The sequence below is a fragment of the Orientia tsutsugamushi str. Boryong genome (assembly GCF_000063545.1).
Lineage (GTDB): Bacteria > Pseudomonadota > Alphaproteobacteria > Rickettsiales > Rickettsiaceae > Orientia > Orientia tsutsugamushi_C.
On the sequence record NC_009488.1, the window covers coordinates 459,750 to 484,578 of the forward strand.

Here is a 24,829-nt window from a genome sequence, read left to right on the forward strand (position 1 = left end):
AATATACTGGAAAATGAAGGAAAGGCTTAGACTTATTAGCAACAGCTACTGACACATAAAGATTTTAATAGACTGGTAAAAATAATGCTACTCTATACCTTATATTATCTAGGTTTTAGAGCCTTGATGATACTAAGCTGAAGATTAAATGAAATAAAGGGTTGAACTTTTATAATTAATCTTCAGCAACAATTTTTTAAACAAAAACAGTAGGGGAATTTTATGTCTCTTGGAAACGAAGGTCAACAAAAAAATAAAAGTATATTTAATAAAAATATACAGTTAAAACTGTTACTAAGACATCTAGCAGCTGGTGATAAGGAGCTTTTAAAACTTACACATCAACTTAAAACACTAAACTTAAATATAATAGATGTATTCAAACAGCTCAGAAGTGAGCTAGAAGAAGTTAGAACACTTCAGTCCGAAATAACAGAAAATAAAAAATCAACATTAAGATACGGAAGCAATATGTCATATACCAATCAGCTTAGCTAACAGTTAGCTAAGCTTGCTATTTCAAATTTCTAAAAAAACAAAGTTAATAAACTTAACCATAGGAGAATAATGTGGAAAACAACAATAGACCTCTTTCGAAACTGGTTAAGGTAGATCAAAATTATTGCTGATAAATATCGAAATAGATGTAAAAGATTCGGTCTTAGATTTAATTTGATCTCTGGCATTTATAATTTTGAACTACCTTAACCAGTTTCGAAAGAGGTCTAATATTGAAGAAAAAGAGAAACAAACAAATCTGTATATTCAGCTTGAAGCAGGCGAATTAGCAAGAATAAGTTGTATAGATTTGATTCAATATATTACATAAAGTAAATGCTTGTACTGTGAGTTGGAATGAAAATAAAGCTACAACAAGCGGAAGATTATCTAGAGGAAGCTGAGTCAATGAAGCAATATTGTATAGATTTGATTCAAAACATTAAATATACGTTTGATCTTACTACTGCTAAAATCAAAGATCTAGCAGATGATCTACTATGCGAGCAAAGTGATTTCAAAGAAAAGGAATATAAAACTACTAGCGTAGCAAGAATACTTAATTGCTAACCTACAAAACTACTGTAACAGGATAGTTTACTCACTTAGAGGCCAAATTAGGCTTCAAAACGTACATTCAAAAAAATTTAGCATACAAAATCTATTGAATGATACAATTAGTTCGCTGGAAGAAATTGCTGAAGATAAAGATAAATAATGAGCTCAGAAACTTACATATCAAAAGCTATGCAGTACTAGGATCTGAATTACTACTCGTTAAACAGTTTATACATGAAATTACTGGAAAAATTAAACTAGAAAGTAAGCAAGGCAAGTATACAGCCTTCACGTATAGTATACCTATAGAAGTTCATTGAGAAACTGAAAATTAGAATTATTAATGGAGATGGAGGAAATAATGTTGGCATTTTTAAATTGTGAACATATCAATAAACTACTTGATAAGCTGGACTTGATTAATCATAGTTTTAATAAACACATTGATCTTGATAAAGTAAAAAAAGCTATATTTTATGCAAAAAAATATCATAGCAATCAAAAGCGAGATACAGGAGAACTATACTACACACATCCATTAGAAGTAGCCCACATGGTATCAGACCACACCTTTAAAACTGATATAATTATTACTGCAATATTACACGATGTAATTGAGGATACAAAACTAACCAAAGAAAAGATAGCAATGGAATTTAATAATAACATTGCCGAGCAAGTTCTAGCTCTTATAAGAAACATATGTGGTAAGAAAACCAGTTCCATGAAAATGATTAAAACATTAGTGAATCAAGATAAAGTAGAGCTATTACTAATCAAACTATTGGACAGATTGGATAATATTAAAACTATATTCATAAAGCCAGCCAAAAGAAGACAAGAAATCATACTAGAAACGCAGCAAGAATTTATACCTCTTGCTGAATACCTTAAATTACCAGAGATTGCTATAGAGCTAAATAAATACTGTGAGCTTTATGCTACCTAATAAACTAAAGTTTAATAGGGGGTTAATGTAGTGAATTGCAGAAATTAAAATTCAATAAGAGAATGTTCATGTAAGTTATTTTGTTGTATAATTTAAAAAGAATAGAAAATATGAAAAATATATGCATTTATCAAGATTTTTAGATCCAAAGAATGATGTAGCATTTAAAAAGATATTTGGATCAGAAAAAAACAAGGACATACTAATACATTTTCTGAACGATATATTATTGTTTGAAGGGAATAGAGAAATAACAGAAGTAGAGTTTTTAGGTACGATATTAGACGCTGATATAGCGTCCAAAAAAGAATCAATAGTAGATGTTTTGTGTAAAGATAAAAACGGAGCGCAATATATAATAGAAATGCAAGTAGATCCTACACAAGGATTTGAAAAAAGAGCGCAGTATTATGCAGCAAAAGCATATGGTAGGCAACCAAATAGAGGAAAGGAAGGAAAATACTCAGACCTAAAGGAAGTTATATTTATAGCTATAGCAGATTATAAATTGTTTCCAAACAAAGAAGACTATATATCAAGGCATGTAATATTGGATAAAAAGACATATGAGCATGATCTAAAGGACTTTTCATTTACCTTTATAGAATTACCAAAATTTAAAAAAAATAGAGTGGAAGAGTTAAGTGATATAACAGAGAAGTGGTGCTATTTTTTTAAACATGCAAAAGAAACAACATTAGATGGATATCATAAAATAATAGGTGAAGATTTAATAATCAAAAGAGCGTATGAGGCATTAGATCAGTTTAATTGGAGCGAAGACGAACTAATAACCTATGAACAAGAGTTAAAGCGTATATGGGATAATAAAGCAGTAGAAGATTATAAACTCGAACGCGCTAAAGCTGAAGGTATAAAGCTCGGTGAGGCTAAAGGCATAAAGCTCGGTGAGGCTAAAGGTAAAGCTGAAGGTAAAGCTGAAGGTAAAGCTGAAGCAAAAAAAGATTTTGCAATAAAATTATTGAAATCTGAATTATCAGTTGAGACAATTGCTGAATATACGGATTTATCAATACAAGAAGTATTAAATTTAAAAAATAGCGTAAAATAATAAGAAATATACAACATACAAAATTTTACCTTTAATGTGTTGTATGCTATTTCTATTAAATCATATAGATGCCTTATATCACACTACAAGTTCTATACTATACTGAACATTGAGAAGGGTATTCTTTAAGGCCTCAATATCTTTAACATGGCCGCACCATTCTTGACGAAAGCTATTCCATTTTAAGCCATGAAGGCGAATGTGGCGCTTAGTGTTTTCATCTAGTTCAGAGGAAAATTTTAAAATCACAGCAGCTTTATTTTGCTGTTCCTTATCAAAAATATTTTTACCGATTGTAGTCCAATGATTCTGAACATTTGGATGTAAAGATAGCTGGTTCAAAAAAAAGTAGCGTTATTTTTTGAACTCTAAGATTTATGTGAGTAGACCTAACCAATTGCTCAATTAGGCCCCTCCTCAGAACCGGACTTGCAGAATTACCGCATCCGGCTCTCAAAAATAAGATAAGCATTATGCCTTATTTGTTTTCTAGAACATTGAGACAATCTTTCCAATTTTAGGAAAATTTACTTTTTTAAGTATCTCGGTTAGTCTTTTCCAATTCATCTTACGTTTTCCTCCCATTCTATTAAACCAGTTATATATTGCACGTGTACTTTGGTTGATAAATGAACTTACTCGTCTTTTGTTATCCGATATACCATGATAGTTGATCCATTCACCTAATAACTCTAATGACTTGTGATAATGTTTGTGTTTTATCTTGCTTGTTTAGCTGACTACGCAAATATTTTCTCAGTCCTTTCAGTTTCTCAGTAAAACGATCTCTCCTTGAGGTATATTTTAGTCTCCATGTTATGCCAAATCTTGATTTTCTCCAATAGCAAGTAAATCCAAGAAAATTATAACTTGAGATCTTCTTGTCTTGTTTGGCTAAATTTGCAGCATGGTCTCTACCAGATTTAATCATTTGTGATTTAGCTTCATTGATATTTAGCCCATACTTATTTAACCTTTTAGGCAAAACATCATAAAACCTTTTCGCATCTGTTTCCTTTTCAAAGACAAATACCATATCGTCGCAGTACCTCACCATTCCTGTTTGTCCCATTAAGTTTTCTTTGCTGATTTTTGCAAACCAGCTATCTATAACATAATGCAGAAAGACATTTGCCAGAATTGGTGAAACTATTGATCCTTGACGACAACCTTCTTTGTTAGTAACTATAGTACCATTTTCTATGATTGGTGTTTCAATCAGTTTCATAACTAGTCTTAGAAATTCCATCAACTCACAATGCTTGATTGTATTGAAACACTTTGTTATATCAATCTCTACTATAGCCCCTTTATTGAAGTTATACGTAAGTCTATTTAACTCCCTTAAAGCGTCGTGTGCATTTAATTTAGGTCGAAATCCATATGAATACTTTAAGAATATTTGCTCAAACACAGAGTTTAGTATCTTGCTTACTGTAGACTCGATTATCTTATCTTCAAAACATGATATTACCAAATGTCTTTTGCCTCCATCTTCTTTTGGAATTTCTGTTATTCGTGCAGGTTTAGCCTGATATTTCCCATTGCAAATTCTAGTAAGAAGCGAGAGCAGATTTGCTTTCAACTTCTTACCATAATCCTCTTTGGTTATACCATCTATTCCTATCGCTTTCTTGCTATCGAGTTCCTTATATTGTTCTTCTAATATCTTTAAATCAATGATATGTCCAAGATTATTAAACTTTATGTCTTGATTTAGATTATTAAACTTTATGTCTTGATTTTTCGATGATAGCAACTTTATACGCTCAAGTTTCGTTAACCATGTATTTCTGTCTATGCTGTGTACAGCCATTGTTTCCCTCTTGCATTCTTACTTTTCTGCTAACCCTTTGCTCCACCCACATTACTAGGTTTCATCACTACTATGGCTAACTCAGCCATCCTTACACCATCTCCAAAGCCTTATGTTTCATCACTTGTACTTTGAATACTTACTTAATTACGTAAGAGTTATAAGGACTTCTCAAGTTGTGTCATTAATCTTTACAAACTCGCTGACGCCTGCGACCCCGGTGGTTGAAAATTTTTGGATTTTTACTAGTTTGACCTCCAATCTTCTTTTGCCTACTATGTGCTAGAACATATCGGCTTCCACTACATCTCACTTTCAGGGCTATCACGTTCACCATTTGGTTTCGGCTCGAATGTTTCACTGTCTACGCTTTACTACTGTCGTTACCTTCAGCAGCACAAGACTCGCTATATGGTGGATCTAGCTTCTCCTTCCATAACTGGACTTTCACCAGTAAGATTAATTCACCTTTTCTTGACGCACAGACCGAATCTTTTACGTCTATTTCGATATTTGTCAGCAATAATTTTGAACTACGTCAACCAGTTTCGAAAGAGATCTATTAATAAGGTAAGAGGTTTAAGTCAATTTTAAGTTGTGTTACTATTCATTTAATACATAATAATATCAACATTTAATGTGTAATAACTTTTGAAAGTATAATATAATTTTAGTAGAAGAATTATGTATAAGTTTTTACCGCTTCGTGCTCGTTTATTATATGCTACTGCAAGGAATACTTTTAGTATTCGAAATAAGCATATCTTGCCTTATATTGCTAGCCAAGGCGATATAGAATTATTACAGCATCTCATAGACCATGGAATCGATGTTAATACTACAAATCACTGGGGCAACACTGCGTTACATGTTGCTTCTAACAATAGAAACATACCTATGGTCAAGCTTTTATTAGATAATAATGCTGATCCAAATCTACAAGATTGCAAAGGTAATACTCCATTACATTTAGCCACTGCCAATGGGCACATTGATATTATACGTCTTCTGTTAAATCATGGACCTGATGTTAATTTACTAAGTGGAACTAATGACACTGCTTTATGGATAGCTTGGATTAAATTTTCTGAGAATCCAAGGCAATATTTCGAAATAATAAGATTATTAATTAGTCGCAGTGCTATAATTGAACATCTTAAGTTAGTAGATACTAATTCACAAGGTTTTTTACAAAGTAAAAGCCTTATTAGTGAAATAAGTTCTTTAAATGCATTCGAACAGCAATGTCATGCAGAAATAAAACAAATGAAGTTTTTCTGTGTTGGCTCAAGTGGTTTTTCTTTTTTTGATATGTTTGTTCTGAAAAAAGATATAAATACAATAGCAAGATGTGCTAATAATCTTGCTATTGTAGAACATATGTATAAATTTGACATGCACTTTTCCTTAATTGAAGAAGCTGTTGAAGAAGGAAAAGTAAGAGCTAAGATGTTACATGGAGCAGTTGAATCAATAGATGAGATATTTGAATCCAATCAGGATAATCGTCAAGAAAGTCCTACATCTTGGCTTCAATTGCCACCAGAACTAAAGTTGATGATATTAGAGAATTTAAGTAATAATGATTTAATAAAACTTCAACACACTAATGAAGTAGAAGCAGAAGCAGGAGGAGCACATGCTATATATGAGAAAGAATAGCACAGATATTAAAGCCATCTGTAGCATTGGTTGTTGCAAATCGCTTGTTCCATACTGTGGAGCTGCCATAGTAGCTAAAATAGACGGAAAATTAGATAAAAAGTCGGATCTAGCCTCTATAGACTTTGCACTATCATCTTCTGGTACTTCGGAAAATGGATTAATTGATACAGGATTTTTCATGTCAAATTCTATGTAGCTACCGCCTAGAATCAAGCATGTACGCTTAAATGATCTTCCGTAATCAAGAACAAAAACCTTACCACCAACTCCTAGAACCGATAGCATTAATTCTTGCATAAAAACAGATTTTCCAGACCCTGGAACTCCAGCTATACAAAGGTTAAAGTTCTCATTTGGAGCTACTCCATGCTTATTTAATGTAGGTAATAAAGCTCCACCAAAAGGTGACCAATACATTATTTGTCCTCGTCTACCATCTAGTAACATACCTGGAGAGCTTAAATCACCTTTCCATTCACCAATGATTGGCAATAATACTTTACTCTCTACAGAAACAGTTTTTATGCCTCTAACTAAGCTAGAAAGCGCTACTCCAACTCCTGCTGTTTGCAGATAATTTCCACTCTGCAGGCCTCTTTCTTGCTTCTAGGCTGATAAATATTTGATCATCATTTACATTTACGCAATCATCATTCTCAAATAACGAAAAATCTCCACTTAGAATTTGTTCAGACAATATTTCATACTGGTTAATATTTGAATGTTCTTCTTCAGGCCAGCCAAATATTACTCTCAAAAACTTTAATAATTGCTGTGCATTCACATTTTCAGTACTTAATCCAATGGACCTAAACGTATCTTTTAAAGCATCCCGTCTGCGAATCATATCATCTATATTTGCATTTAAATTAGGTATAGTTACTGAAATCAACAATACTATATCCTTTACAGAGCCTGACTTTTGAGCTTGATCACGCAAAAACTCTGTTCTTTTATTTGCTAACTCAATAAATATCTCTCCTTTACGATATGACTGCCAGTTGCTTAAAAAATTCTCTATATTATTACTACCAATCATCAATACTTGCAGGCTACTTTCAGCAGGTAAATTTTCATCGCTTTTTAGAAATTCAGCAATTTCATTTTGAGCCGAAACACTAGCTTCAGCCAATGGGCATGCAAGCAATACAAAGCCTATTGAGCTACGATTAAAGAATAGCTGAGTCTCCTCATCATACGATTCATAAACAAAATGTTTAGAGAATCTTTTTCGATCAAAATCCTTATGTATGCTTGCGTTCACCTTGGCTCTGTTTTGGTTTAAATAAATTAATAAGATATTTTTTTGATTTTTTCGGTGAAGTGTTAACAACAGCTACACCTTGAACTGCTTTAGCTCGCTTACAGTATAGAACACAACGCCTTTTTGATTTAACTTTTGATGTTTCAACTTTCTCAACATTATCAGGGTCAAAAACTCCTTGAGCAGCCATTTTCTTTATTTCATATAAAGACTTACATTTTTGCCCTTTAGGAATTTTACAATCAAAATTACTTTCGAAAAAGAAGCTGGTTAGGCTCATACAGCCCAATAGCAATAATAAAAGCTTCATTATAAATGCTCCTCTAACTTTTGTGATTGGTTAAATTGATTATGAGAATTAACTTTTTCATGGCTAGTTGATGGTACATAAGTTGAATTTTTTAACTTCTTTTTGTGCTCGCATAAGTCAAAACCTTTTTTAAACACAACATCTATGACTCTACCTGAGGCAACAACAATGACTGGGCTCATGGAATCAGCTCGTTTTATAGCAAAATCAGCCAACTTATCAAAAGCATTGCTAGCTCCAGAGTAAGCTCCAGACTGAAGCGCATCTCCAACACTTAACTCTATATTCAACATTGTAGCTGTTGTCATATCAGGCTTAATAGCCTTAGCCTGAAGAAATTTAGCGATACTACTAAATACTCCATTTAATGCTGCCATTCTTAACTAGCACTTTAAGCTAGTTTTATTTTTTTCTTAGTATTTCTACTTTATTTTTTAGAAAGTTTCGCTGTTAATTCTTTTGTATTAACGTCATTACTGAACAAATTGTTATTGTTTTGTGTTCTCCTATTACCGTTAAATAAAGCTTGTTTTCTTCTTCTCGTGGAGCAATAAACAAAAATCCAGACTCATGAACTACAACTTCAGCTGCATTTTGAGGGTACATAAAAATATCATTATTTTTGATTTTGCATAATTACCTTCAGCCACAATTGTAGCACGAGATTTCTCATTCTGCTATTATAATGTTTAAATTAGCTAAATATCTTCAAACACAGATTTTGCCTGCAATAATTAGTTTACATACATGCATTTCTTACTCATGCTAAGTTTCATGTTATTTCAGTATTTATTTCAAATATCAATTCTTGAACAGTCTCTTATCATTTGTGTCACCTTAGACATATATTGTCTTACTGGCTCTAAACTAACTTTGGTATAAATACTCGTTGATTTTATGTCACTATGATTCAATGCTGCACTAATTATATACTGACCAGCGCCTGCATCCCCCATACAACTTGCAAACGTCCTTCTTAGATCGTGTATTCTGAAATTTTTTATGCTTGCCTTTTCACAAATTATCTTCCATGCGGTATTTGGATGCGATAAGTGTCCGCTTTCGCTAGTAGAACTTGGTAGTACCCATTTACTTGTAGATATTAATTTTCTTGCTTGCAATATTTCCATTGCCTCATCTGTTAATGGTATATTTTGCGCCTTTCCGTTCTTAGTTTTTGGTATATGCCATATTTTTCTTTCAAAATCTATATTGTCCCATTCCATCTCTAACACATTACTTTTTCTAGCTCCAGTATATAACGCTAGTAATGCAAAATCTCTTATCAATGGACTTGCTTCTCCGCATAATACTTGTAAAAATCTACCCATTTCATCGTAACTTAGACGTCTCTCTCTTGCTTGCAGTTTATGCTGCTCTATCCCTAGAGTAGGATTGTTTTCTATTAATCCCCATTTTATTGCCTTATTAAATATAGTGCGTAAGGTTGCTAGCAATGCATTTGCTGTGGCATATTTTCCCTCTTTGCTGATATCATTGAATATTGGTTCAATATCACTCATTCGAATCTTGCTTATCTTTTTTTCATATAATGCTTGTGCATAAGTATGTACTCTGTCAGCATTCTCTTTCCAGTTTATAGTATATATTTTGGCATACTCTTCAATATACTTATAACACAGCTCTTTGAATGTAATCTCTTGTCTTTCTTTTATACGATTCTCATTTTCTTCTATCTGTTGTTGACATTTTTATCAACCTTGAGTTGGTATGTATTTTTCAACCATCATCTTAACCTTTAGATTGAAAACTGGCCCCCAATTTCCTGAATTTTTTTTCTACCTATTTTCTACCTTTCTCCTTAATTTTTTTGTTATATTGACAAATATAGTTAAAGTTGAAGCTTGATTAAAAATATTAATAAAAGTTAACATAAGTTAATAGTAGGTTCTATAAAGTGTAGAAGTTAACAAAAATCAACTTTTCTTCTTCCTTATACTTGATCTGCTTTTGCGCCTTGACCTAGTTATATCTGCAAACTTATTGGTCTATATAAAGAAGTGATTTGATGATGTATAAAGCAAGTAATATGCTCAGCACATTCAAAGCTAGTTCATTTATGCTTAGTTGTATAGGTGGGTAGTATGGGCGCATGTAAAAATATGATTGTGTAAGCGGCTTTTTATTATTGCTACTAGCTTACTTTCCAGAAGAAATCAATTAAATTAGTTTAGAGCCAGTAAGACAATAATAGAATTTTCTAAACTTATATATTTTTTAGATTTATACATATTAATCTGCTAAGCAGAATAAAACTCAACAACTAAATTTATTTGCGGGTCAAAAGGATATGGTACTTCACTAATAGAAGATGGCATACGAATAAAATTACCAATGAATTTTTCATCATCAAAAGCCAAGTATTCAGGTATTCTTCTTGCCTTCTTTGAAATTGCTCCTATTACTATAGGAATTTGTTTAGCTTGCTCGCTTAACTCAATAGAATCACCAGCTTTAACCCTATAACTTGCAATATTAATTTTTTTGCCATTAACTTTAATATGCTTATGGCTCACCAACTGCCTTGCAGCAAAAATTGTTGGAGCAATGTTTAACCTGTAAACTACAGCATCAAGCCTTCTTTCAAGCAACCCAACTAAATTCTCAGCTGTGTTTCCACTCTTTTTTCTTGCAATCTTGAAAGTATTCCTAAATTGCTTCTCTGATATACGGCCATAATGAGACTTCAATCTTTGCTTTGCTATAAGATGCTTACTATAATCTGATGGCTTACTGATACTTGAAGAATTGCCTTGTTGGCCAGGTTTATAATTTTTATTATTAATTGCATCCTTCTCATGCCCCCAAACACTAGTACCTAGCCGCCTACTAACTTTATATTTAGATTTAATAACCTTAGTCATTAATTACACTACCCCTATAGTATAAAATTTTAATTGCTTGAGCAGATAATAATTTAAAAAAATAAAAATGTCAAATATCGATTGATTAATTTATATTATCAATATTTAATACATTTCAACATTCCAAATTAGAATATGAAACTTAAAAAATTACACAGGATATATAGCAGTATACCATTGAGTAAAGCTGGTACTATCAAACTCTCAAGAGAGCAAGCTAACTACATAATCAATGTACTAAGGTGTAAAAACAATGATCAAATTAGAGTATTTAATGAACTAAATGGAGAATATTTAGCTATTATTCATCATAATAACAACAAAGAAGTATTATTGCAAATTATAAATCAAACTAAAGTAGTTGCAAAAGAAGTTGATGCAAATAACTCGCATTTAGTTCTTGCTCAGTGTATTATTAAACCAGAAAGAATGGCCAGAGTAATTGATATGGCAACTCAAGTAGGAATAACAAACATAGTACCAATCATAAGCGAATATTCTCAACATCTAAAATTTAACACAGAAAAATATAATAAAATCATCATAGAATCTTGCAGACAATCAGAACGATTAACCATACCTATTCTATCATCTCCAGTAACATTATTGCATTTTTTAAGCCAAAGTAACTCCGAGTGCATATTATGTGCTAATGAACAGGAAAAAATACAACAAATACATCATATTCCGGCATCAATACTTTCTAAAGCTTCAATTCTAATTGGGCCAGAGGGCGGTTTCTCTGAACAGGATCAAAGCATATTAAGGAAAGCAGGAAGATTAATAAAATCGATAAGCATTGGAAGAAATGTTTTAAGATCTGAAACTGCTGCAATATATCTTTTATCGCAGTTACAATTATTAAAAATTATGCACGTGCGTGCATAGTAATTACGAAGATATTAATATTAGACCTCTTTCGAAACTGGTTAACGTAGTTCAAAATTATAAATGCCAGAGGTCAAATTAAATCTAAGACCGAATCTTTTACGTCTATTTCAATATTTATCAGCAATAATTTTGAACTACGTTAACCAGTTTCGAAAGAGGTCTATTAATAAAGTTCTCAATTGATTTGGTTATTTCAAAAATTATATATACCGAAGAAATCAGAGTGCTGTTGCTTTTTTCAAACTTCACTTATATCATTTACAATAAACTTAATATTACATCTTAAACATAAAATGATGAATATAATTTTAGCTTTAAAGGTAATTGGGCAAAGAACTATTAAAATATTTTATAATATAATTCTATTTCAAAATTTTCTCTTTGCATCAATAAAAGGAATTTTTACTCTTCCTTATTATTTCAATATTACAATACAAGCAATAATTAACATTGGCTTCTATTCTCTGCCAATAGTCGCAGCAACATCACTCTGTTCTGGAGCGGTATTAGCACTACAAACATATGAAGGAGTAGTGCGTTCGTCAGCTATACATGCCATCCCCATGATAATAGTAACATCAATTACCAGAGAATTAGGGCCTGTAATAGTAGGACTTATTGTAGCAGGAAGAATTGGTGCTTCTATAGTAGCAGAAATAGGCACTATGAGAGTAACGGAACAAATAGATGCATTATTTACACTAGCTACTGATCCAATAAAATATCTAGTTACTCCTAGATTAGTAGCGACAACATTGTCTTTACCATTTCTTGTGCTTACTAGTGATGTTATTGGAGTATTTGGTGGATATCTAGTTTCAGTATATAGACTTAACTTCAATAGCTACGAGTATATTCAAAGCACAATTCATCACTTAACATCAACCGATGTAATTTCTGGATTAATTAAAGCAATTGTATTTGGTATGATTATTGGAATAACAAGCTGCTTTCATGGCTACTATTCTGACAAAGGAGCAAAAGGAGTAGGAATTGCTACAACTTATGGAGTAGTTCATTCATCTATATTAATACTATTAAGTAACTATATAATGACAGAATTATTACTTTCTCAATATATATAATATAAAACAATACTGTAAAAAAAGCTGCATGAGTATAATAATTAAAAACCTTTGCAAGGCGTTCAAATCGAAAATAGTACTAAATAAAATAAATCTTGAACTTAAATCCAAGCAATCTATAGCTATTTTAGGAAGATCTGGCTCAGGAAAATCTATATTAATAAAAACAATAATTGGCTTAATTAAGCCAGATGCTGGAGAAATTATTATTGATGGTCAAGATATAACTAAATTATCCTTGAGTGAGAAATTCAAGTTAATGCCAAGTTGTGGGTTTTTATTTCAAGGTAGCGCATTATTTGATTCATTATCAGTAGAAGATAATATTACATTTTATGCTCAAAGATTGTATAAATTGTCTAAATCAGAAAAAAGGCAACTAGCAATAGAAAAATTAAAATTAGTTGAGCTATCAGAAGATATAATAAATCTATATCCTTTTCAACTGTCAGGAGGTATGCAAAAACGCGTTTCTTTTGCAAGAACAATTTGCACTAACCCTAAAATAATTTTTTTAGATGAGCCTACTACAGGGCTAGATCCAATTATGGTTAATATAATTAATAATCTAATTATTAAAATACAACAAACTCTAGAATCAACTACTATTATTATTACTCATGACATAAATAGCGCTTATAAGATTGCCAACAATGCCGCAATGCTTTATCAAGGGCAAATAATTTGGCATGGGGAAACACAAGATCTTAAAAATTGCAATAATGAATTCGTACAACAATTTATTTATGGTAGTACCACAGGCCCCATCAAATACGATAGCTAAATTAATAATATTAAAAATTAAAATTAATAACAATAATTGTTATATAGGTTACACTTTACAATGCTAAAATTATAAAAGCTAATAAAAGTGATCTATCTGTAGCTTTAGTTATTGCTAAAAGCTTATCGGATAAGATGATAAAGCTTACATATCAAAAAAGCGTTATTTTATCAACTGATAAGCAAGTCCATTATTGCAAATTGTATTTCTTCTCTACCACGCCAACGATTAACCTTGATATTACCTATTATATCAATTGGTTTAGTGTAAGTGCTTAACAAAGCATCAAATAGCTGAGTTCTAGGGTTAAAAGCAATTGCTTTAGTTGTTTTAACTGCATTAATATTTCCCCACTCAGATAAAACACAGTGAACATGTTTGTTAGACAATTGGCTTGCATATTTTAATTTAATATTAGTTAGCTTAAATATTGGCTCTGGATTGCCATTACCAAATGGAGCAAGTTTTTGAATTTCATGAACAGTGTTAATGTTCAAACTTGCAATTGAAAGATCTATAGCATAATTTCTAATGTTATGACCAGTTAAATTTTTTATATCAAGTGCTAATTCTTGATTTAAAAAATTTTTTAAATCACCAATAAGATCGCGTTTAATAGTAAATCCAGCAGCCATAGCATGTCCGCCGCCAGTAATTAATAATCCTTTCAGCTTTGCTTCAGCAATTTTGCTGCCAATATCTATTCCCTTAATCGATCTGCATGATGCACGTCCTAAAGTATCGTCTAAACTTATAACAACTATTGGTTTATGGAATAAATCTTTTAATCTGCTAGCAATAATACCAATAACTCCAGGATGCCATTTATGATTAGCAACAACAATTACATTATTATCTGCTTGTTCACGAGCTATAGTTACTGCTTCTTCAAGCATAACTTTTTCTATTAATTTTCGTTCAGAATTATAATTTTCTAATTCAGAGGCAATATTGTATGCCTCTATCTGACATTTTGTAGATAATAATTTACTACCTAGATCTGATTTTCCAATACGTCCACCTGCATTTATTCTAGGTCCTAAAACAAAGCCTAAATAGTAACAGTCAGAAGAAAATTCTGCTTCACTCATATAACCTAATGCTTTTATGCCAACATTTTGATGTTGAGCCATTATCTCAAGTCCTTTAGCTACGAACGCTCTATTTAAACCAATTAATGCCATAACGTCACAAACTGTACCAAGTGCTACTAAGTCTAAATATTTAACTAAACTTGGCTCAGACTTATCAGTAAAATAATGTAGTTTACGCAATGCAGATCTAAGAGCGACTAAAAACAGAAATGATACTCCAACTGCTGCAAGATAGTTATATTTGCTTGTTTCATCTAACCGATTAGGATTTATTATTGCAACAGCATCAGGTAACTGCTCAACACTTAAATGATGATCAATAACGATAACATCTATATGCTGTGCTTTAGCTTCAGCTAAAGCTTCATACGCACTAGTACCACAATCTACTGTAATAATTAAACTAATACCAGCAGACTTAAGCTTTTTAATAGCTGATACTGATGGTCCATAACCTTCAGTAAGCCTTTCAGGTATATATATAATTGGTTCTATACCTAATTCGCAAAAATAGTTTTTCAATAAAGCTGAAGAAGTAGCCCCATCAACATCATAATCTCCAAAGATGCATATATGCTCCTGCTGGTTAATTGCGTGAATAACTCTATTAACTGCCTTATCCATATCAAGTAAATGAAAAGGATCAGGTAAAGCATCCTTAATAGTTGGAGTTAAAAAGTATGATATTTGCTCTAAATCAATATTTTGGGCATATAATAATTTTGCTAAAAAATCACTTACTCCATGTTTTTGCCTAATAGTTTCTATGATATACTCATCAAACTCAGTTTTATTCCAATAATTACCAAGTACAGATTTTTCATTTATGGTATTCATAGTTTATGTTTTCTTAAAAATAACTTTTAGAATTCTGCATTCGTTTTAATGCGCCTTCAAGTATAATACTTGCAGCAACTCTATCATCTATAGCATTACGGACTTTTCTCTTGATATTCCCTATTTTAAGCAAATTATTTGCAGCCTTCGATGTTAACCTTTCATCACATAAAAATATTGGTAGTAATAATTTATTAGCTAACTTATTAGCAAAGTCCTTCACTCTGTGAGTTTGACTAGTTTCAGTACCATCAAGCTTAAATGGCAGACCAATCACTATAGCTCCAATGTTATAAGCTACAGCAATTTCTTGTATTTTATTAACACGATCCTGGTTAGTAGCAAGTATAGTTTGTAATGGCATTGCAACAGTATGCTCAATATTAGAAATAGCAACTCCAACTTTTTTTTCACCAAAATCTATACCTAAAATTTGCTTTTTGATATCAGCAGCTTGAAGAAACTCACTTATGCTATTAATAATCATACAGTTGTTTTTTCTGATTTTACTAGACTTGAGATTGCAATAAAATTACACCAAATTTGTACATAATCACTAATCCATAAATATTTTGGATTAAAAGCAATTATCATAATAGCAATTAATATTGCTGGAGCTGAAGAAAAGGCTCCAAGCCTACAGATATCTTTAAATGAACAACATTGTATAAAAAAATTAATTAAAGTGCCAATAGTTACTATGATTATAATTTTTTTAAATGCTATAAATATTAAAAAACCTAGCACAACTAATGGGTATAGCATTAGAATACATAATAAGATTATATTATATTTTTTTTGTAAAGCTTCAGTTAATAAGTTTTTAACATATGAGCTATCTATTAGCAATTTTCTATTGCCTAAGATTGAATTATAAAAAATCTTAGTAGTACGGCCAGTTGAATGATCTACTATTTGAATATTATCTTTAGCCATAACAATCAAGATATTAGATATTTCAGCTCCTTTCATCTTCGACTCAGGATCAATAGCAATCAATATTGTACGATTGTCGTCTTCAATCAAATATGGCGTAGGTTCAAGTAATGAAATTTGTTGATTATCATAGTATATTTCTGGCCACTTGCTAAGTATATTAGCAATTATTAACCCTGTTTGTGAATCTAATTTATTTTTGGTTAAATAATCATTAACATCCTTAAACATGCTTAATTTAACAAATAACCAAGCTATTGCTCCTAAACATACTATTGCTGTAATATAACGAAATCCATAACCAATATATCTTTTCCTAATATCATTATAGAAATGCAGATTCCAAACTGCCATATAAAGGTTATATATAATGAGTTTTATTGGATTTATTATATTACTAATAAAGTTAGTTATCATAAGACAATAGTTTATTAAATACAGCTTAATGCAAAAACATATCATTATAAAAATAAATATTAATTTAATATTTACTCACTTTCAGGAGGCCTATATCTCTCATCATGTTTTGCTAACAAATCATCAGCTATAAATAGTTTTTGATTCATATATCCTTTAGCAACTACTTCTTGCCCTTCTTTAAATAAAGGAGGTAATATTCCCTTAAAATAAACTTGCAACTCACTTGTGTTATCTGTGATTATAAATTTATTTTCATTAGGAGAAATTTTATTAACTGATCCATGTTTAACCTTACCACCAACTCGAATGACTACTCCTTCCTTGCTCTGCGAAAGTATTACTGTAGGAGTATAGAAAAAAATTATGTTCTGAGAAAATGCACGTAAAATTAAAAATACACCACAACTAATACTTAAAATAAGCAAAAAAACAATTCTAAACCTAGAATTTATTTTGAAATACATTTAATAGTTTCCAAATATCGACTAAATGAAGCTATAAATAAAATAACTAATATTGTAAAACTAATGCCATAAGAAGCTACTATATGAATCATAAATGTATAATAAATTGATACACAATGCTAATAATATATATATTATTGAACAAGCTAACAACATATATTTGATATTTCTATATGAACACGTAAAATGTTTGCATATCAAATGGTAATTATCGAAAGCAATAATTTTAAGCACACTATTCTCTAAAATTAAAAATATTTAATTACAAAAAGCAAATTAATAAATTAAATTTTAATATTATGCATAAACAAAAATTATATCGTATAACTTATGGTAATAGTAATCCAAGGTTTGAATTAGTTGAAGCAGATATTCCTACTCCAAAAGATGACGAAATACTAATTAAACACACTGCTATCGGAATTAATTTTCAAGATTATGAACATTATAAAAAAACTCTAGTTTCTATATCTAAACCAGTTATAACAAATAATGAGAAGTCGTTTGGAGTATACAGCAACATCAAGCAAGCAATTAAGTCTTTTTTACATAATCCTTCTAATCAAGCTACTCAGGCTACTCAGGCTACTCAGGCTACTCAAGTAAGCAGTGATAATAATATTGCATCAAATAATACATTTAGTAATATTGTTACAATCACACCTGGCATAGAAGCAGTTGGTATAGTGCATAAAATAGGAAAATTAGTTAAAGATTTTCAAGTAGGACAACGAGTTGGCTATTGTACCGTTACAGATGGAGCATATAGCCAATATAGAACAATAAATTCTAACTATGTTTTTAAAATTCAAGATTCTATATCTGATGAAGCAGCAGCAGCAAATTTAGTTAAAGGAATGACTGCTCATTATTTGATGAGAAGAACTTTTTATGTACAGCCAAATATGACTATACTAATTCATGCTGCTAGTAGCGCTGTTGGCCAAACAATGCTTAGACTTGTAAAAGAATATAAAGCTACAGCAATAGCTACTATAGGCAATGATGACCAAGAAAAGAAATCTATTCTTCAAAATCTTGAATGTGAATATATATTAAATTATAATAATCCAGATTGGGTAAATCAAGTAAAAGAAATTACTAATAATAAAGGAGTTAATGTAGTTTATGATTGTTTAGGACGGCAAACTGTTTTAGAATCTATTGACTGCTTAATGCCGTTTGGATTAATGGTTCTTTTGGGTCAAATTACCGGTAGCGTTAATACAATTGATCCGCAATTACTAACTCAAAAATCTTTATTTTTTACAATGCCACAATTACAGTATTATAAACAAGATAATATAGAGCTTTTGCTTAGTGCTCTGGAAGTATTTGCTCTAATAGAAAAAGGAGTATTACCTAAAAAAGCAAATCAAATTTACAAATTTGATAACGTAGTACAAGCAATGCATGATATAGAAAATCATAGAAATTTAGGCACTAAAATTGTACTGTTATAAAATAAATTATTAATCGTTAAAATTATTTTATTAATTGCATATTTTATTCGCTAATACTTTTTTGGTAATTATTATATAATCCTATCTTCTAATATAGCTAAACTATTATAATTGTTTTATAGTAGGTGTTAGCTATATTAGGGTATTTGCCGATTATTATCCTGATTTAAATCCTATTGAGAAAAAATTGTTTTAAGCTAAATCAAGAAGAATGAAATATTACTGTTCTAAGACTTAGATGCCCTTTTCAAAAAGGATATAACATAACTGTTTTATACTAGGTTAATTGTATCATTACATCGTACAATCTTTGTAAAGATATGAAAACATATTTATTAGATATAGAAGATAAGTATTTATTGAATAAATTTTCCTTAATTGAGTCTGTATTTAATGTATTAAAAAAACATCTGTATTTAGATCAGTTATTATTTTTTTAGTAAAAAAGGATAACTTAAAAAAAGAAGCAGAAAAAGTTAATTTTTCTTAACTTGCAAACTTTGTAAAATCTGCTATTAGCGTGTGTGTTAACTTATTTAGTTAATATTCGATCGTTAACTGTAACTGTATAAGAATTATTTCAATATTGCTAAATTGCTAATAGACTAAAAAACACAAGCAATATCACATCAGAAAATTTAAATCCAGGAATTGATTTTCAACTTAATAACTGAAATTTAGAATTGATAAACTGTATTCAACTTTAGATTGGATATAGTGTTATTTAACTCAAACTAAAATGTTACAAAATTATTTACCATAAAAAAAGTCATAATATACATAATATATGTCAATATTTAACTGAATATTAAAATTAATAGGCTAAGTTATTATAAGTTGATTATTTTGTCCAAAACATATGGGAGTTGAGTATTGCAGCAATATTTATTAAGATTTACAATAGTAGTGTTAAGAAAAATTAAGATTCCAAGTGAAGGTAGAGTGATATATAAAGATAAATATGAGAGCAGCTAATATAATATAATGGCTGCAATTATATTAGCTGCAGCTAGGCAATATAGTTACTGAAAGTAAGCATTTATTATATTTAACCAGCTCTTGTATAGCATTTTACTTAAAGAGATGATTCATTACTTGCCAACTTTTTTGCCCAAAAGCCTTGGATATCCTAATGGAGCTGGCAATAAACCTTTAGCTACTAAAAAACTTTTTAGCAAAAAATTCTCAGATACCTTCTTAATTTTCTTAAAGCAATAACATAGAGCAATTCCTCCAACCATAAAGGCTAGGCCTAATTTAGCATGCCTGCTGTTTAGTAGTACAATTCCTGGAGCTACTCCAGCTAGCACTACTCCCCATTCGTCAATGCTCAAACCCATATACTTCAACGGCCTCGATAATGCCCAACATAATTTTTGATTTTGTATAATCACCTTCAGCCTCAATTGTAGCATGAGATTTCTCATGCTACTACTGTGATTTTCAAAAATTTACAAAATCTAATGTAGAGTAACTACTTAGCTAAGTTGTTGTCAATTTTTCTTCTCCGCAACTTAATTATGGCACTATTCCAGATAGTATCTCGTTCAAACAAACATTGGTACCGAATATACTCAGCATATTTTCGACAACTTTATTTGTAGCAATTGTTGCCTTATCTAAACTATGTATAGTATAAATTTTAGTTATATTAGTATTACTATGTCCTAATATTTGAGATATTGTATCTAGTGTTTCACCATTATTTTTCATCCAAGTTGCAAACGTTCTTCTAAGATCATGTATTGTTACATTCTGTATTCCGGCTTTTTTTCGAATCTTAGCCCATGCTCGATGCATTGTTGAACTTGATATGTGTTTACTATTGTCTGCTGAACTTGGCAATACCCATTCACTTTTTGAGCATAGTTTTCTGGTTTGCAATACTTCTATTAATTTATCAGCTAACCCTATATATAGAGTTTTACCATTTTTACTCTTAGTTTTTGGTATACACCATATTTTTTCGCTAAGGCTTATCTCGTCCCATCTCATTCCTGATACATTACTTTTACGTGCTGCAGTGAATAAACTTATAAATGTAAAAATTTTTCCTGATCGTTCTGCTCGCTTTTGCGATTCTGTTAATTGACTATTTCCCTTTTCTTTTAGCACGGCCATAAGTCTTCTCATTTCTTCATTTGTTACATATCTAGATCTTGATTCTTGTGCTTGTGCCTTTTTATTCCACATACAGGATTCTTTTCTAATAATCCCCACTCTATAGCCTTATTAAATATAGGGCTTAACAGTTTTAGAATACTGTTTGCTGTTACATAGTGTTTCTTTGCTGTTTTTTCGTCAAAAAGCTTCTGAATATCTTCTTTGGTAATCTCAGATATCTTTGTATTGTATAAAGATTCTAGATATCTCTTTACTCTTTGAGCCATTATTTTCCAACTTTTATGATAAAGACTACTATATTCAGTATATTTTACATGCACCTGTCCGAATGTTAGTTCATTCTTTAATTTAAGCCTCTTCTCTCTTTTTTCTCTTCTTTCTTTATTTATCTTCCGTCTTTCATCCATTGGATTTATTCCTTTAGCAATATCACTTTTTAACTGCTGTATCTTTTTTCTAGCTTCTGCTACCGTTAGATCTGGAAAATCTCCTATTTTTATTTTTTATAATACATGCCATTAATGTTTATTCATAAATATAGTCTTCTAAATCCAGTATATGATATTATAAACAGTAAGTTCCTTTGTGTTATATCTCTAAACTTGATTATTTTTTCTTCTTTGGTTGGTACTTTTATTTTATTTAATGCTGCTTGTGTAAATTTAAATACTTTTACTGGCATATTTATCACCCTTCATTAATTTAAAATTGAAGTAATTAAATAATAACTTATTAATTTTTAAAATTAGCTTAAACTTATAGTCTGTAGTATGGTTTTTATTGAATAGCAAATACTTTTGTAAAAATAAAAAATATTTTTAAGCGACGTTATCAATTGAAGGTTACTCTAAGCTTATCAACTATAAATTCAAGTTGCTGGATTAAAAATTAGCACTTCAACTAGCCAAATATTAGACATAAATTTACGTTATATTTCCGCAATTAACATCAAGATATTATTGTCATATTGACAAATAATATTAATACAGCTACAGTTAAATTCATGTATCAACTCAAACGAGAATAAACTACATAGCAGATTTTATAAAGCTTATAAAGCTCATAATAGCTCTTAATCTAACTTATTTCTTCTAGTTAGTTAAATCATCTTAAACATGAAAGGTATGTAATATATACCAGTCTCATCTCCTTTCAGATAATGCATTAATATGGCTAATGGTAGCAACATTCTAGGTAATAGTTGTATTATTCTACTATAGCTTGGTAAGCAAAAGTATCCTTTATACTTATAACTCAAGTAATATAGATAATAATTTTTACAATCCTTGCATGGAGATAAATAAAAATATATCGCTATTGTTAATAACTCAGCTAAGGACAATTTCCCATCTTTGTTCCTTTGATTACTACTTGGTATTGATCTCTTTCTCTCCCACTCTTGATATATCTTGCAAAAATTGTCTATTAAATAGTATACTGTTATAATACATTTTTTTATGTTGGGTTATTCCTTGTTTATTTAAATTTTTTTTATAACTCAACATTCTCTCTTTGTATACCTCTTATTCTCTACATTTATCCTAATTTGGCGTTTCAAGATAAATTAAGCAGAATGAAATATCACTGTGACTTAGACATGCTTTTTAAAAAGTATCTAACATAACTGTTTTATACTGGTTTAGCTATATCATGCAAACGATTATATATCTTGAGCGCATTGCATTAATTTGGCACAAAGCTGTTCTGACTAGCAAAGTATAGATTGACTCTAACACCTATTACAACACTAGATAGACCATAACACAGTTCTCTTCTTGTTTCTTTTTATTAGCTCTAGTAGTTTTAATATGCCTTATTTTTAGTGTTAAACTATGGTTATAATCCTTACTCTTACTACCTATGCGATATTTCTTGTATCAAATTCTAGGTAATAAAAGCCTTTTTTAGATTTAAGGATACATGCATAATTATTGGTAATAGTATAGTAAGTAAGGTTACAACTAGTGCATAAGATGAGTTCTTACATCTGCTGCAAGTTTTTATATTCTCAAATTTTTATCTTCAAATTGAGTTTTTTTTTGTTAAGCTTAATGACTTCTTTAGCAATTTTAATAACAAAATCAGGTTCTAATCTTGCCTCATAACATATTCTCTGAAAATAATTTGAATTGCTGAATATCCATATTCTAGCTTCATGCTCATACTTTTTAGCCTCAGATGCTGCTGAAATATTAGAAGCATCAATGATAGCTTGTAGAATTATTGCTCGTCTAAGCAAGATATCAGGATTGTCAGAAAAAGTCTTTAAACGTTCAAAGGGAGCTTGGAATTTTATTACATAATTCATAAGTGATTTATTAAAACCTCTAATTTAGAATTTATGTTACTATATAACACGCAATACTATAGGCACTAATACCAGAAAAAATTAACAAATATGTCAAAAAAATAGTTAATATAATATAAGTATTTAGCAAAAAAGTCGTATCTCTAATTTGTATTGTGGAATAGTTAATAATCTTAATACTTAGTTATAAGTGAGGTCTAATAGAGCAAATTATGTTAATGCTATATTATATCACCATTATTTAGTGCAACTTTAGGATTGTAAAATAATAATTATTTTTTAGTAAACTGAAATATTCAAACTTAGTTATTATTGTTTTAGAGATATTATTTAATATCTCTAAAACAATAATAAAAGCAATCCTATCCATAGCTAAAAAAGTTAATAAATCAAAAAATTATGAATAATAAAGTATTCTTATTTAATTGAAAAATAAAATTAGTTAAAATTAAAAGTTATTAATACAATAAATATTTATTGTATTAATAACTTTTACTAAGATAATTGCGTTATTTTTAACACATTAGATTATATACAGCATAATATAGATGGTTACACTTTACGAAGTGTAACAGACAATATCAAAACAATCCTTAAATAAGTAAGCTCTTAAGTATGTCATTTTCAACTTTAAGCAAGTAATGCTCAATAACAAAAAAATTAAAGCGAAAGGTAGAAAATAGGTAGAAAAAAACTAAGAAATTGTGAAGCAATTTTCAATCTAAAGGTTCAACTAATGATCTAGCAAAGTATGCAACCTAAGATTAATTAGGTGATTTTCAAGTTATACGTATCATGAACAAATTAATACAAAAAATTTGCTATATAATAGACTTCTTTCGAAACTGGTTAAAGAGTTCAAAATTATAAATGCAAGAGATCAAATTAAATCTAAGACCGAATCTTTTACGTCTATTTCGATATTTGTCAGCGATAATTTTGAACTACCTTAACCAGTTTCGAAAGAAGTCTAATATAGACCCGCTATTTAATTAAATATAATACTTTAATAATAAACATTAATATTATGTGGTAATTATGCCTTCAATATCATTAAAGTTAACAAATAGCTTACTAAGAAAAATAAAAATTCCGAATGAAGGAACATTAATCATCAATGATTTAGACGAACTTTCACTTAAACTAAGAATATCATGGACAGTAAGAAAAACATGGTCTGTTGAAAAAAATTTAGAAAAGATGGGCTAAAAATAAAGATAGGGCTACATCCATATTTATCTATAAGAAATTTAAGAAGGTATCGGAGAATTTTTTGCTAAAAAGTTTTTTAGTAGCTAAAGGTTTATTGCCAGCTCCATTAGGATATCCAAGGCTTTTGGGCAAAAAAGTTGGCAAGTAATGAATCATCTCTTTAAGCAAAATGCTATACAAGAGCTGGTTAAATA

General features: G+C 30.1%; 24 protein-coding genes and 8 pseudogenes. 12 read left to right on the plus strand and 20 right to left on the minus strand.

The genetic code is table 11. The features are described 5' to 3' along the window. Positions 1-222 precede the first annotated feature (222 nt). From OTBS_RS02225 to OTBS_RS02245, 5 genes and pseudogenes are all read left to right on the plus strand, one after another. Entirely contained in the window at positions 223-498 is a 276-nt protein-coding gene (locus tag OTBS_RS02225) for a hypothetical protein (protein ID WP_011944507.1), read from the plus strand. Between the two features lie 117 nt (positions 499-615). Continuing rightward, positions 616-708 (plus strand): annotated as a pseudogene (locus tag OTBS_RS13820) (IS5/IS1182 family transposase); the annotation flags it as partial. Between the two features lie 147 nt (positions 709-855). Then, positions 856-1,068: a hypothetical protein gene (locus OTBS_RS11255; protein WP_232488867.1), complete on the plus strand. Its 213-nt coding sequence runs from the start codon at positions 856-858 to the stop codon at positions 1,066-1,068. Between the two features lie 349 nt (positions 1,069-1,417). Next, on the plus strand, positions 1,418-2,005 hold the full coding sequence (locus OTBS_RS02240; protein ID WP_041621046.1) for an HD domain-containing protein: 588 nt from the start codon (positions 1,418-1,420) through the stop codon (positions 2,003-2,005). A 121-nt stretch (positions 2,006-2,126) separates the two neighbouring features. Beyond that, on the plus strand, positions 2,127-3,077 hold the full coding sequence (locus OTBS_RS02245) for an Rpn family recombination-promoting nuclease/putative transposase (RefSeq protein WP_011944508.1): 951 nt from the start codon (positions 2,127-2,129) through the stop codon (positions 3,075-3,077). 78 nt (positions 3,078-3,155) lie between these two features. Here the strand turns inward: OTBS_RS02245 and OTBS_RS02250 are convergent. Both OTBS_RS02250 and OTBS_RS02255 read right to left on the minus strand, forming a co-directional pair. Further along, positions 3,156-3,410: pseudogene (locus OTBS_RS02250) on the minus strand (conjugal transfer protein TraD); the annotation flags it as partial. 346 nt (positions 3,411-3,756) lie between these two features. Next, positions 3,757-4,893 (minus strand): reverse transcriptase domain-containing protein, encoded by a 1,137-nt coding sequence (locus OTBS_RS02255; protein WP_050897503.1) that lies wholly within the window; start codon positions 4,891-4,893, stop codon positions 3,757-3,759. A gap of 684 nt (positions 4,894-5,577) precedes the next feature. Between OTBS_RS02255 and OTBS_RS02260 the strand changes: the two genes are divergently transcribed. Continuing rightward, the gene (locus OTBS_RS02260) at positions 5,578-6,555 is read left to right on the plus strand and encodes an ankyrin repeat domain-containing protein (protein ID WP_011944509.1); all 978 of its coding nucleotides are present in this window, start codon (positions 5,578-5,580) and stop codon (positions 6,553-6,555) included. Here the strand turns inward: OTBS_RS02260 and OTBS_RS17830 are convergent. The 6 genes and pseudogenes from OTBS_RS17830 to rpsD all read right to left on the minus strand — a co-directional run bounded on the left by OTBS_RS17830 (position 6,481) and on the right by rpsD (position 11,017). Next, positions 6,481-7,822 (minus strand): annotated as a pseudogene (locus OTBS_RS17830) (TraC family protein). The gene OTBS_RS02260 and the pseudogene OTBS_RS17830 sit on opposite strands and share 75 nt — an antisense overlap. Beyond that, complete coding sequence (locus OTBS_RS02270; RefSeq protein WP_011944510.1) at positions 7,803-8,132, minus strand: hypothetical protein; 330 nt, start codon at positions 8,130-8,132, stop codon at positions 7,803-7,805. The pseudogene OTBS_RS17830 and the gene OTBS_RS02270 overlap by 20 nt, the downstream one beginning before the upstream one ends. Continuing rightward, entirely contained in the window at positions 8,132-8,509 is a 378-nt protein-coding gene (locus OTBS_RS02275) for a TrbI/VirB10 family protein (protein WP_011944511.1), read from the minus strand. Before OTBS_RS02275 ends, OTBS_RS02270 begins: the two co-directional genes overlap by 1 nt. A gap of 50 nt (positions 8,510-8,559) precedes the next feature. Beyond that, positions 8,560-8,756: pseudogene (locus OTBS_RS11275) on the minus strand (hypothetical protein); the annotation flags it as partial. 170 nt (positions 8,757-8,926) lie between these two features. After that, the gene (locus tag OTBS_RS02285) at positions 8,927-9,829 is read right to left on the minus strand and encodes a tyrosine-type recombinase/integrase (RefSeq protein WP_410517960.1); all 903 of its coding nucleotides are present in this window, start codon (positions 9,827-9,829) and stop codon (positions 8,927-8,929) included. Between the two features lie 564 nt (positions 9,830-10,393). Next, positions 10,394-11,017: a 30S ribosomal protein S4 gene (gene rpsD, locus OTBS_RS02290; RefSeq protein ID WP_011944513.1), complete on the minus strand. Its 624-nt coding sequence runs from the start codon at positions 11,015-11,017 to the stop codon at positions 10,394-10,396. 177 nt (positions 11,018-11,194) lie between these two features. On the opposite strand from rpsD, the gene OTBS_RS02295 reads away from it, so the two are divergent. Next, positions 11,195-11,905 (plus strand): RsmE family RNA methyltransferase, encoded by a 711-nt coding sequence (locus tag OTBS_RS02295; protein WP_232488869.1) that lies wholly within the window; start codon positions 11,195-11,197, stop codon positions 11,903-11,905. Between the two features lie 41 nt (positions 11,906-11,946). Here OTBS_RS02295 and OTBS_RS13830 read toward each other — a convergent pair. Continuing rightward, positions 11,947-12,042 (minus strand): annotated as a pseudogene (locus OTBS_RS13830) (IS5/IS1182 family transposase); the annotation flags it as partial. 162 nt (positions 12,043-12,204) lie between these two features. Here OTBS_RS13830 and OTBS_RS02300 point away from each other — a divergent pair. Next, positions 12,205-12,993, plus strand: coding sequence for an MlaE family ABC transporter permease (locus OTBS_RS02300; RefSeq protein ID WP_162097314.1), 789 nt, complete (start codon positions 12,205-12,207; stop codon positions 12,991-12,993). A 28-nt stretch (positions 12,994-13,021) separates the two neighbouring features. Then, positions 13,022-13,777, plus strand: a complete 756-nt coding sequence (locus OTBS_RS02305; protein WP_011944516.1) for an ABC transporter ATP-binding protein — start codon at positions 13,022-13,024, stop codon at positions 13,775-13,777. A gap of 170 nt (positions 13,778-13,947) precedes the next feature. Here OTBS_RS02305 and recJ read toward each other — a convergent pair whose 3' ends face one another. The 4 genes from recJ to ccmE all read right to left on the minus strand — a co-directional run bounded on the left by recJ (position 13,948) and on the right by ccmE (position 17,528). After that, positions 13,948-15,708 carry a single-stranded-DNA-specific exonuclease RecJ gene (recJ, locus tag OTBS_RS02310; RefSeq protein WP_011944517.1) on the minus strand — a complete coding sequence of 587 codons (1,761 nt, stop codon included), beginning with the start codon at positions 15,706-15,708 and terminating at the stop codon, positions 13,948-13,950. Between the two features lie 13 nt (positions 15,709-15,721). Next, positions 15,722-16,195: a Holliday junction resolvase RuvX gene (gene ruvX, locus OTBS_RS02315; RefSeq protein ID WP_011944518.1), complete on the minus strand. Its 474-nt coding sequence runs from the start codon at positions 16,193-16,195 to the stop codon at positions 15,722-15,724. After that, positions 16,192-16,998, minus strand: coding sequence for a DUF1189 family protein (locus OTBS_RS02320; RefSeq protein ID WP_232488870.1), 807 nt, complete (start codon positions 16,996-16,998; stop codon positions 16,192-16,194). The genes ruvX and OTBS_RS02320 overlap by 4 nt, the downstream gene beginning before the upstream one ends. A 134-nt stretch (positions 16,999-17,132) precedes the next feature. Then, a complete protein-coding gene (gene ccmE, locus OTBS_RS02325; RefSeq protein ID WP_041621126.1) occupies positions 17,133-17,528 on the minus strand; it encodes a cytochrome c maturation protein CcmE in 396 nt (131 codons plus the stop codon). A 299-nt stretch (positions 17,529-17,827) separates the two neighbouring features. On the opposite strand from ccmE, the gene OTBS_RS02330 reads away from it, so the two are divergent. Together OTBS_RS02330 and OTBS_RS13835 are read left to right on the plus strand one after the other, a co-directional pair. Further along, entirely contained in the window at positions 17,828-18,991 is a 1,164-nt protein-coding gene (locus tag OTBS_RS02330) for a zinc-binding dehydrogenase (protein WP_011944521.1), read from the plus strand. Between the two features lie 305 nt (positions 18,992-19,296). Further along, positions 19,297-19,413 (plus strand): annotated as a pseudogene (locus OTBS_RS13835) (transposase); the annotation flags it as partial. Positions 19,414-20,082: 669 nt separating this feature from the next. Here the strand turns inward: OTBS_RS13835 and OTBS_RS02335 are convergent. The 7 genes and pseudogenes from OTBS_RS02335 to OTBS_RS02345 all read right to left on the minus strand — a co-directional run bounded on the left by OTBS_RS02335 (position 20,083) and on the right by OTBS_RS02345 (position 23,354). Then, positions 20,083-20,418, minus strand: a complete 336-nt coding sequence (locus OTBS_RS02335) for a hypothetical protein (RefSeq protein WP_011944246.1) — start codon at positions 20,416-20,418, stop codon at positions 20,083-20,085. A 91-nt stretch (positions 20,419-20,509) separates the two neighbouring features. After that, a complete protein-coding gene (locus OTBS_RS10165) occupies positions 20,510-21,211 on the minus strand; it encodes a tyrosine-type recombinase/integrase (protein ID WP_162097315.1) in 702 nt (233 codons plus the stop codon). After that, positions 21,136-21,522 (minus strand): phage integrase central domain-containing protein, encoded by a 387-nt coding sequence (locus tag OTBS_RS15910; protein WP_050897507.1) that lies wholly within the window; start codon positions 21,520-21,522, stop codon positions 21,136-21,138. The genes OTBS_RS10165 and OTBS_RS15910 overlap by 76 nt, the downstream gene beginning before the upstream one ends. Positions 21,523-21,555: 33 nt before the next feature. After that, positions 21,556-21,615: pseudogene (locus OTBS_RS18190) on the minus strand (DUF4102 domain-containing protein); the annotation flags it as partial. A gap of 29 nt (positions 21,616-21,644) precedes the next feature. Further along, positions 21,645-21,797, minus strand: coding sequence for a hypothetical protein (locus tag OTBS_RS15915; RefSeq protein WP_232488819.1), 153 nt, complete (start codon positions 21,795-21,797; stop codon positions 21,645-21,647). A 441-nt stretch (positions 21,798-22,238) separates the two neighbouring features. Beyond that, positions 22,239-22,574, minus strand: a pseudogene (locus OTBS_RS18195) (transposase); the annotation flags it as partial. A 549-nt stretch (positions 22,575-23,123) separates the two neighbouring features. Further along, positions 23,124-23,354 (minus strand): hypothetical protein, encoded by a 231-nt coding sequence (locus OTBS_RS02345; protein ID WP_232488871.1) that lies wholly within the window; start codon positions 23,352-23,354, stop codon positions 23,124-23,126. A 1,107-nt stretch (positions 23,355-24,461) separates the two neighbouring features. Here OTBS_RS02345 and OTBS_RS13850 point away from each other — a divergent pair. After that, positions 24,462-24,632, plus strand: coding sequence for a hypothetical protein (locus OTBS_RS13850; RefSeq protein WP_157866317.1), 171 nt, complete (start codon positions 24,462-24,464; stop codon positions 24,630-24,632). Positions 24,633-24,829 lie beyond the last annotated feature (197 nt).

Bases quoted from the DNA above. Each gene is read 5' to 3' on its own strand.
- OTBS_RS02225 (WP_011944507.1), top strand. From the start codon at position 223: ATGTCTCTTGGAAACGAAGGTCAACAAAAAAATAAAAGTATATTTAAT.
- OTBS_RS11255 (WP_232488867.1), top strand. From the start codon at position 856: ATGAAAATAAAGCTACAACAAGCGGAAGATTATCTAGAGGAAGCTGAG.
- OTBS_RS02240 (WP_041621046.1), top strand. From the start codon at position 1,418: ATGTTGGCATTTTTAAATTGTGAACATATCAATAAACTACTTGATAAG.
- OTBS_RS02245 (WP_011944508.1), top strand. From the start codon at position 2,127: ATGCATTTATCAAGATTTTTAGATCCAAAGAATGATGTAGCATTTAAA.
- OTBS_RS02255 (WP_050897503.1), bottom strand. From the start codon at position 4,893: ATGGCTGTACACAGCATAGACAGAAATACATGGTTAACGAAACTTGAG.
- OTBS_RS02260 (WP_011944509.1), top strand. From the start codon at position 5,578: ATGTATAAGTTTTTACCGCTTCGTGCTCGTTTATTATATGCTACTGCA.
- OTBS_RS02270 (WP_011944510.1), bottom strand. From the start codon at position 8,132: ATGAAGCTTTTATTATTGCTATTGGGCTGTATGAGCCTAACCAGCTTC.
- OTBS_RS02275 (WP_011944511.1), bottom strand. From the start codon at position 8,509: ATGGCAGCATTAAATGGAGTATTTAGTAGTATCGCTAAATTTCTTCAG.
- rpsD (WP_011944513.1), bottom strand. From the start codon at position 11,017: ATGACTAAGGTTATTAAATCTAAATATAAAGTTAGTAGGCGGCTAGGT.
- OTBS_RS02300 (WP_162097314.1), top strand. From the start codon at position 12,205: ATGAATATAATTTTAGCTTTAAAGGTAATTGGGCAAAGAACTATTAAA.
- OTBS_RS02305 (WP_011944516.1), top strand. From the start codon at position 13,022: ATGAGTATAATAATTAAAAACCTTTGCAAGGCGTTCAAATCGAAAATA.
- recJ (WP_011944517.1), bottom strand. From the start codon at position 15,708: ATGAATACCATAAATGAAAAATCTGTACTTGGTAATTATTGGAATAAA.
- ruvX (WP_011944518.1), bottom strand. From the start codon at position 16,195: ATGATTATTAATAGCATAAGTGAGTTTCTTCAAGCTGCTGATATCAAA.
- OTBS_RS02320 (WP_232488870.1), bottom strand. From the start codon at position 16,998: ATGGCAGTTTGGAATCTGCATTTCTATAATGATATTAGGAAAAGATAT.
- ccmE (WP_041621126.1), bottom strand. From the start codon at position 17,528: ATGTATTTCAAAATAAATTCTAGGTTTAGAATTGTTTTTTTGCTTATT.
- OTBS_RS02330 (WP_011944521.1), top strand. From the start codon at position 17,828: ATGCATAAACAAAAATTATATCGTATAACTTATGGTAATAGTAATCCA.
- OTBS_RS02335 (WP_011944246.1), bottom strand. From the start codon at position 20,418: ATGAGAAATCTCATGCTACAATTGAGGCTGAAGGTGATTATACAAAAT.
- OTBS_RS15910 (WP_050897507.1), bottom strand. From the start codon at position 21,522: ATGGATGAAAGACGGAAGATAAATAAAGAAAGAAGAGAAAAAAGAGAG.
- OTBS_RS15915 (WP_232488819.1), bottom strand. From the start codon at position 21,797: ATGCCAGTAAAAGTATTTAAATTTACACAAGCAGCATTAAATAAAATA.
- OTBS_RS13850 (WP_157866317.1), top strand. From the start codon at position 24,462: ATGCCTTCAATATCATTAAAGTTAACAAATAGCTTACTAAGAAAAATA.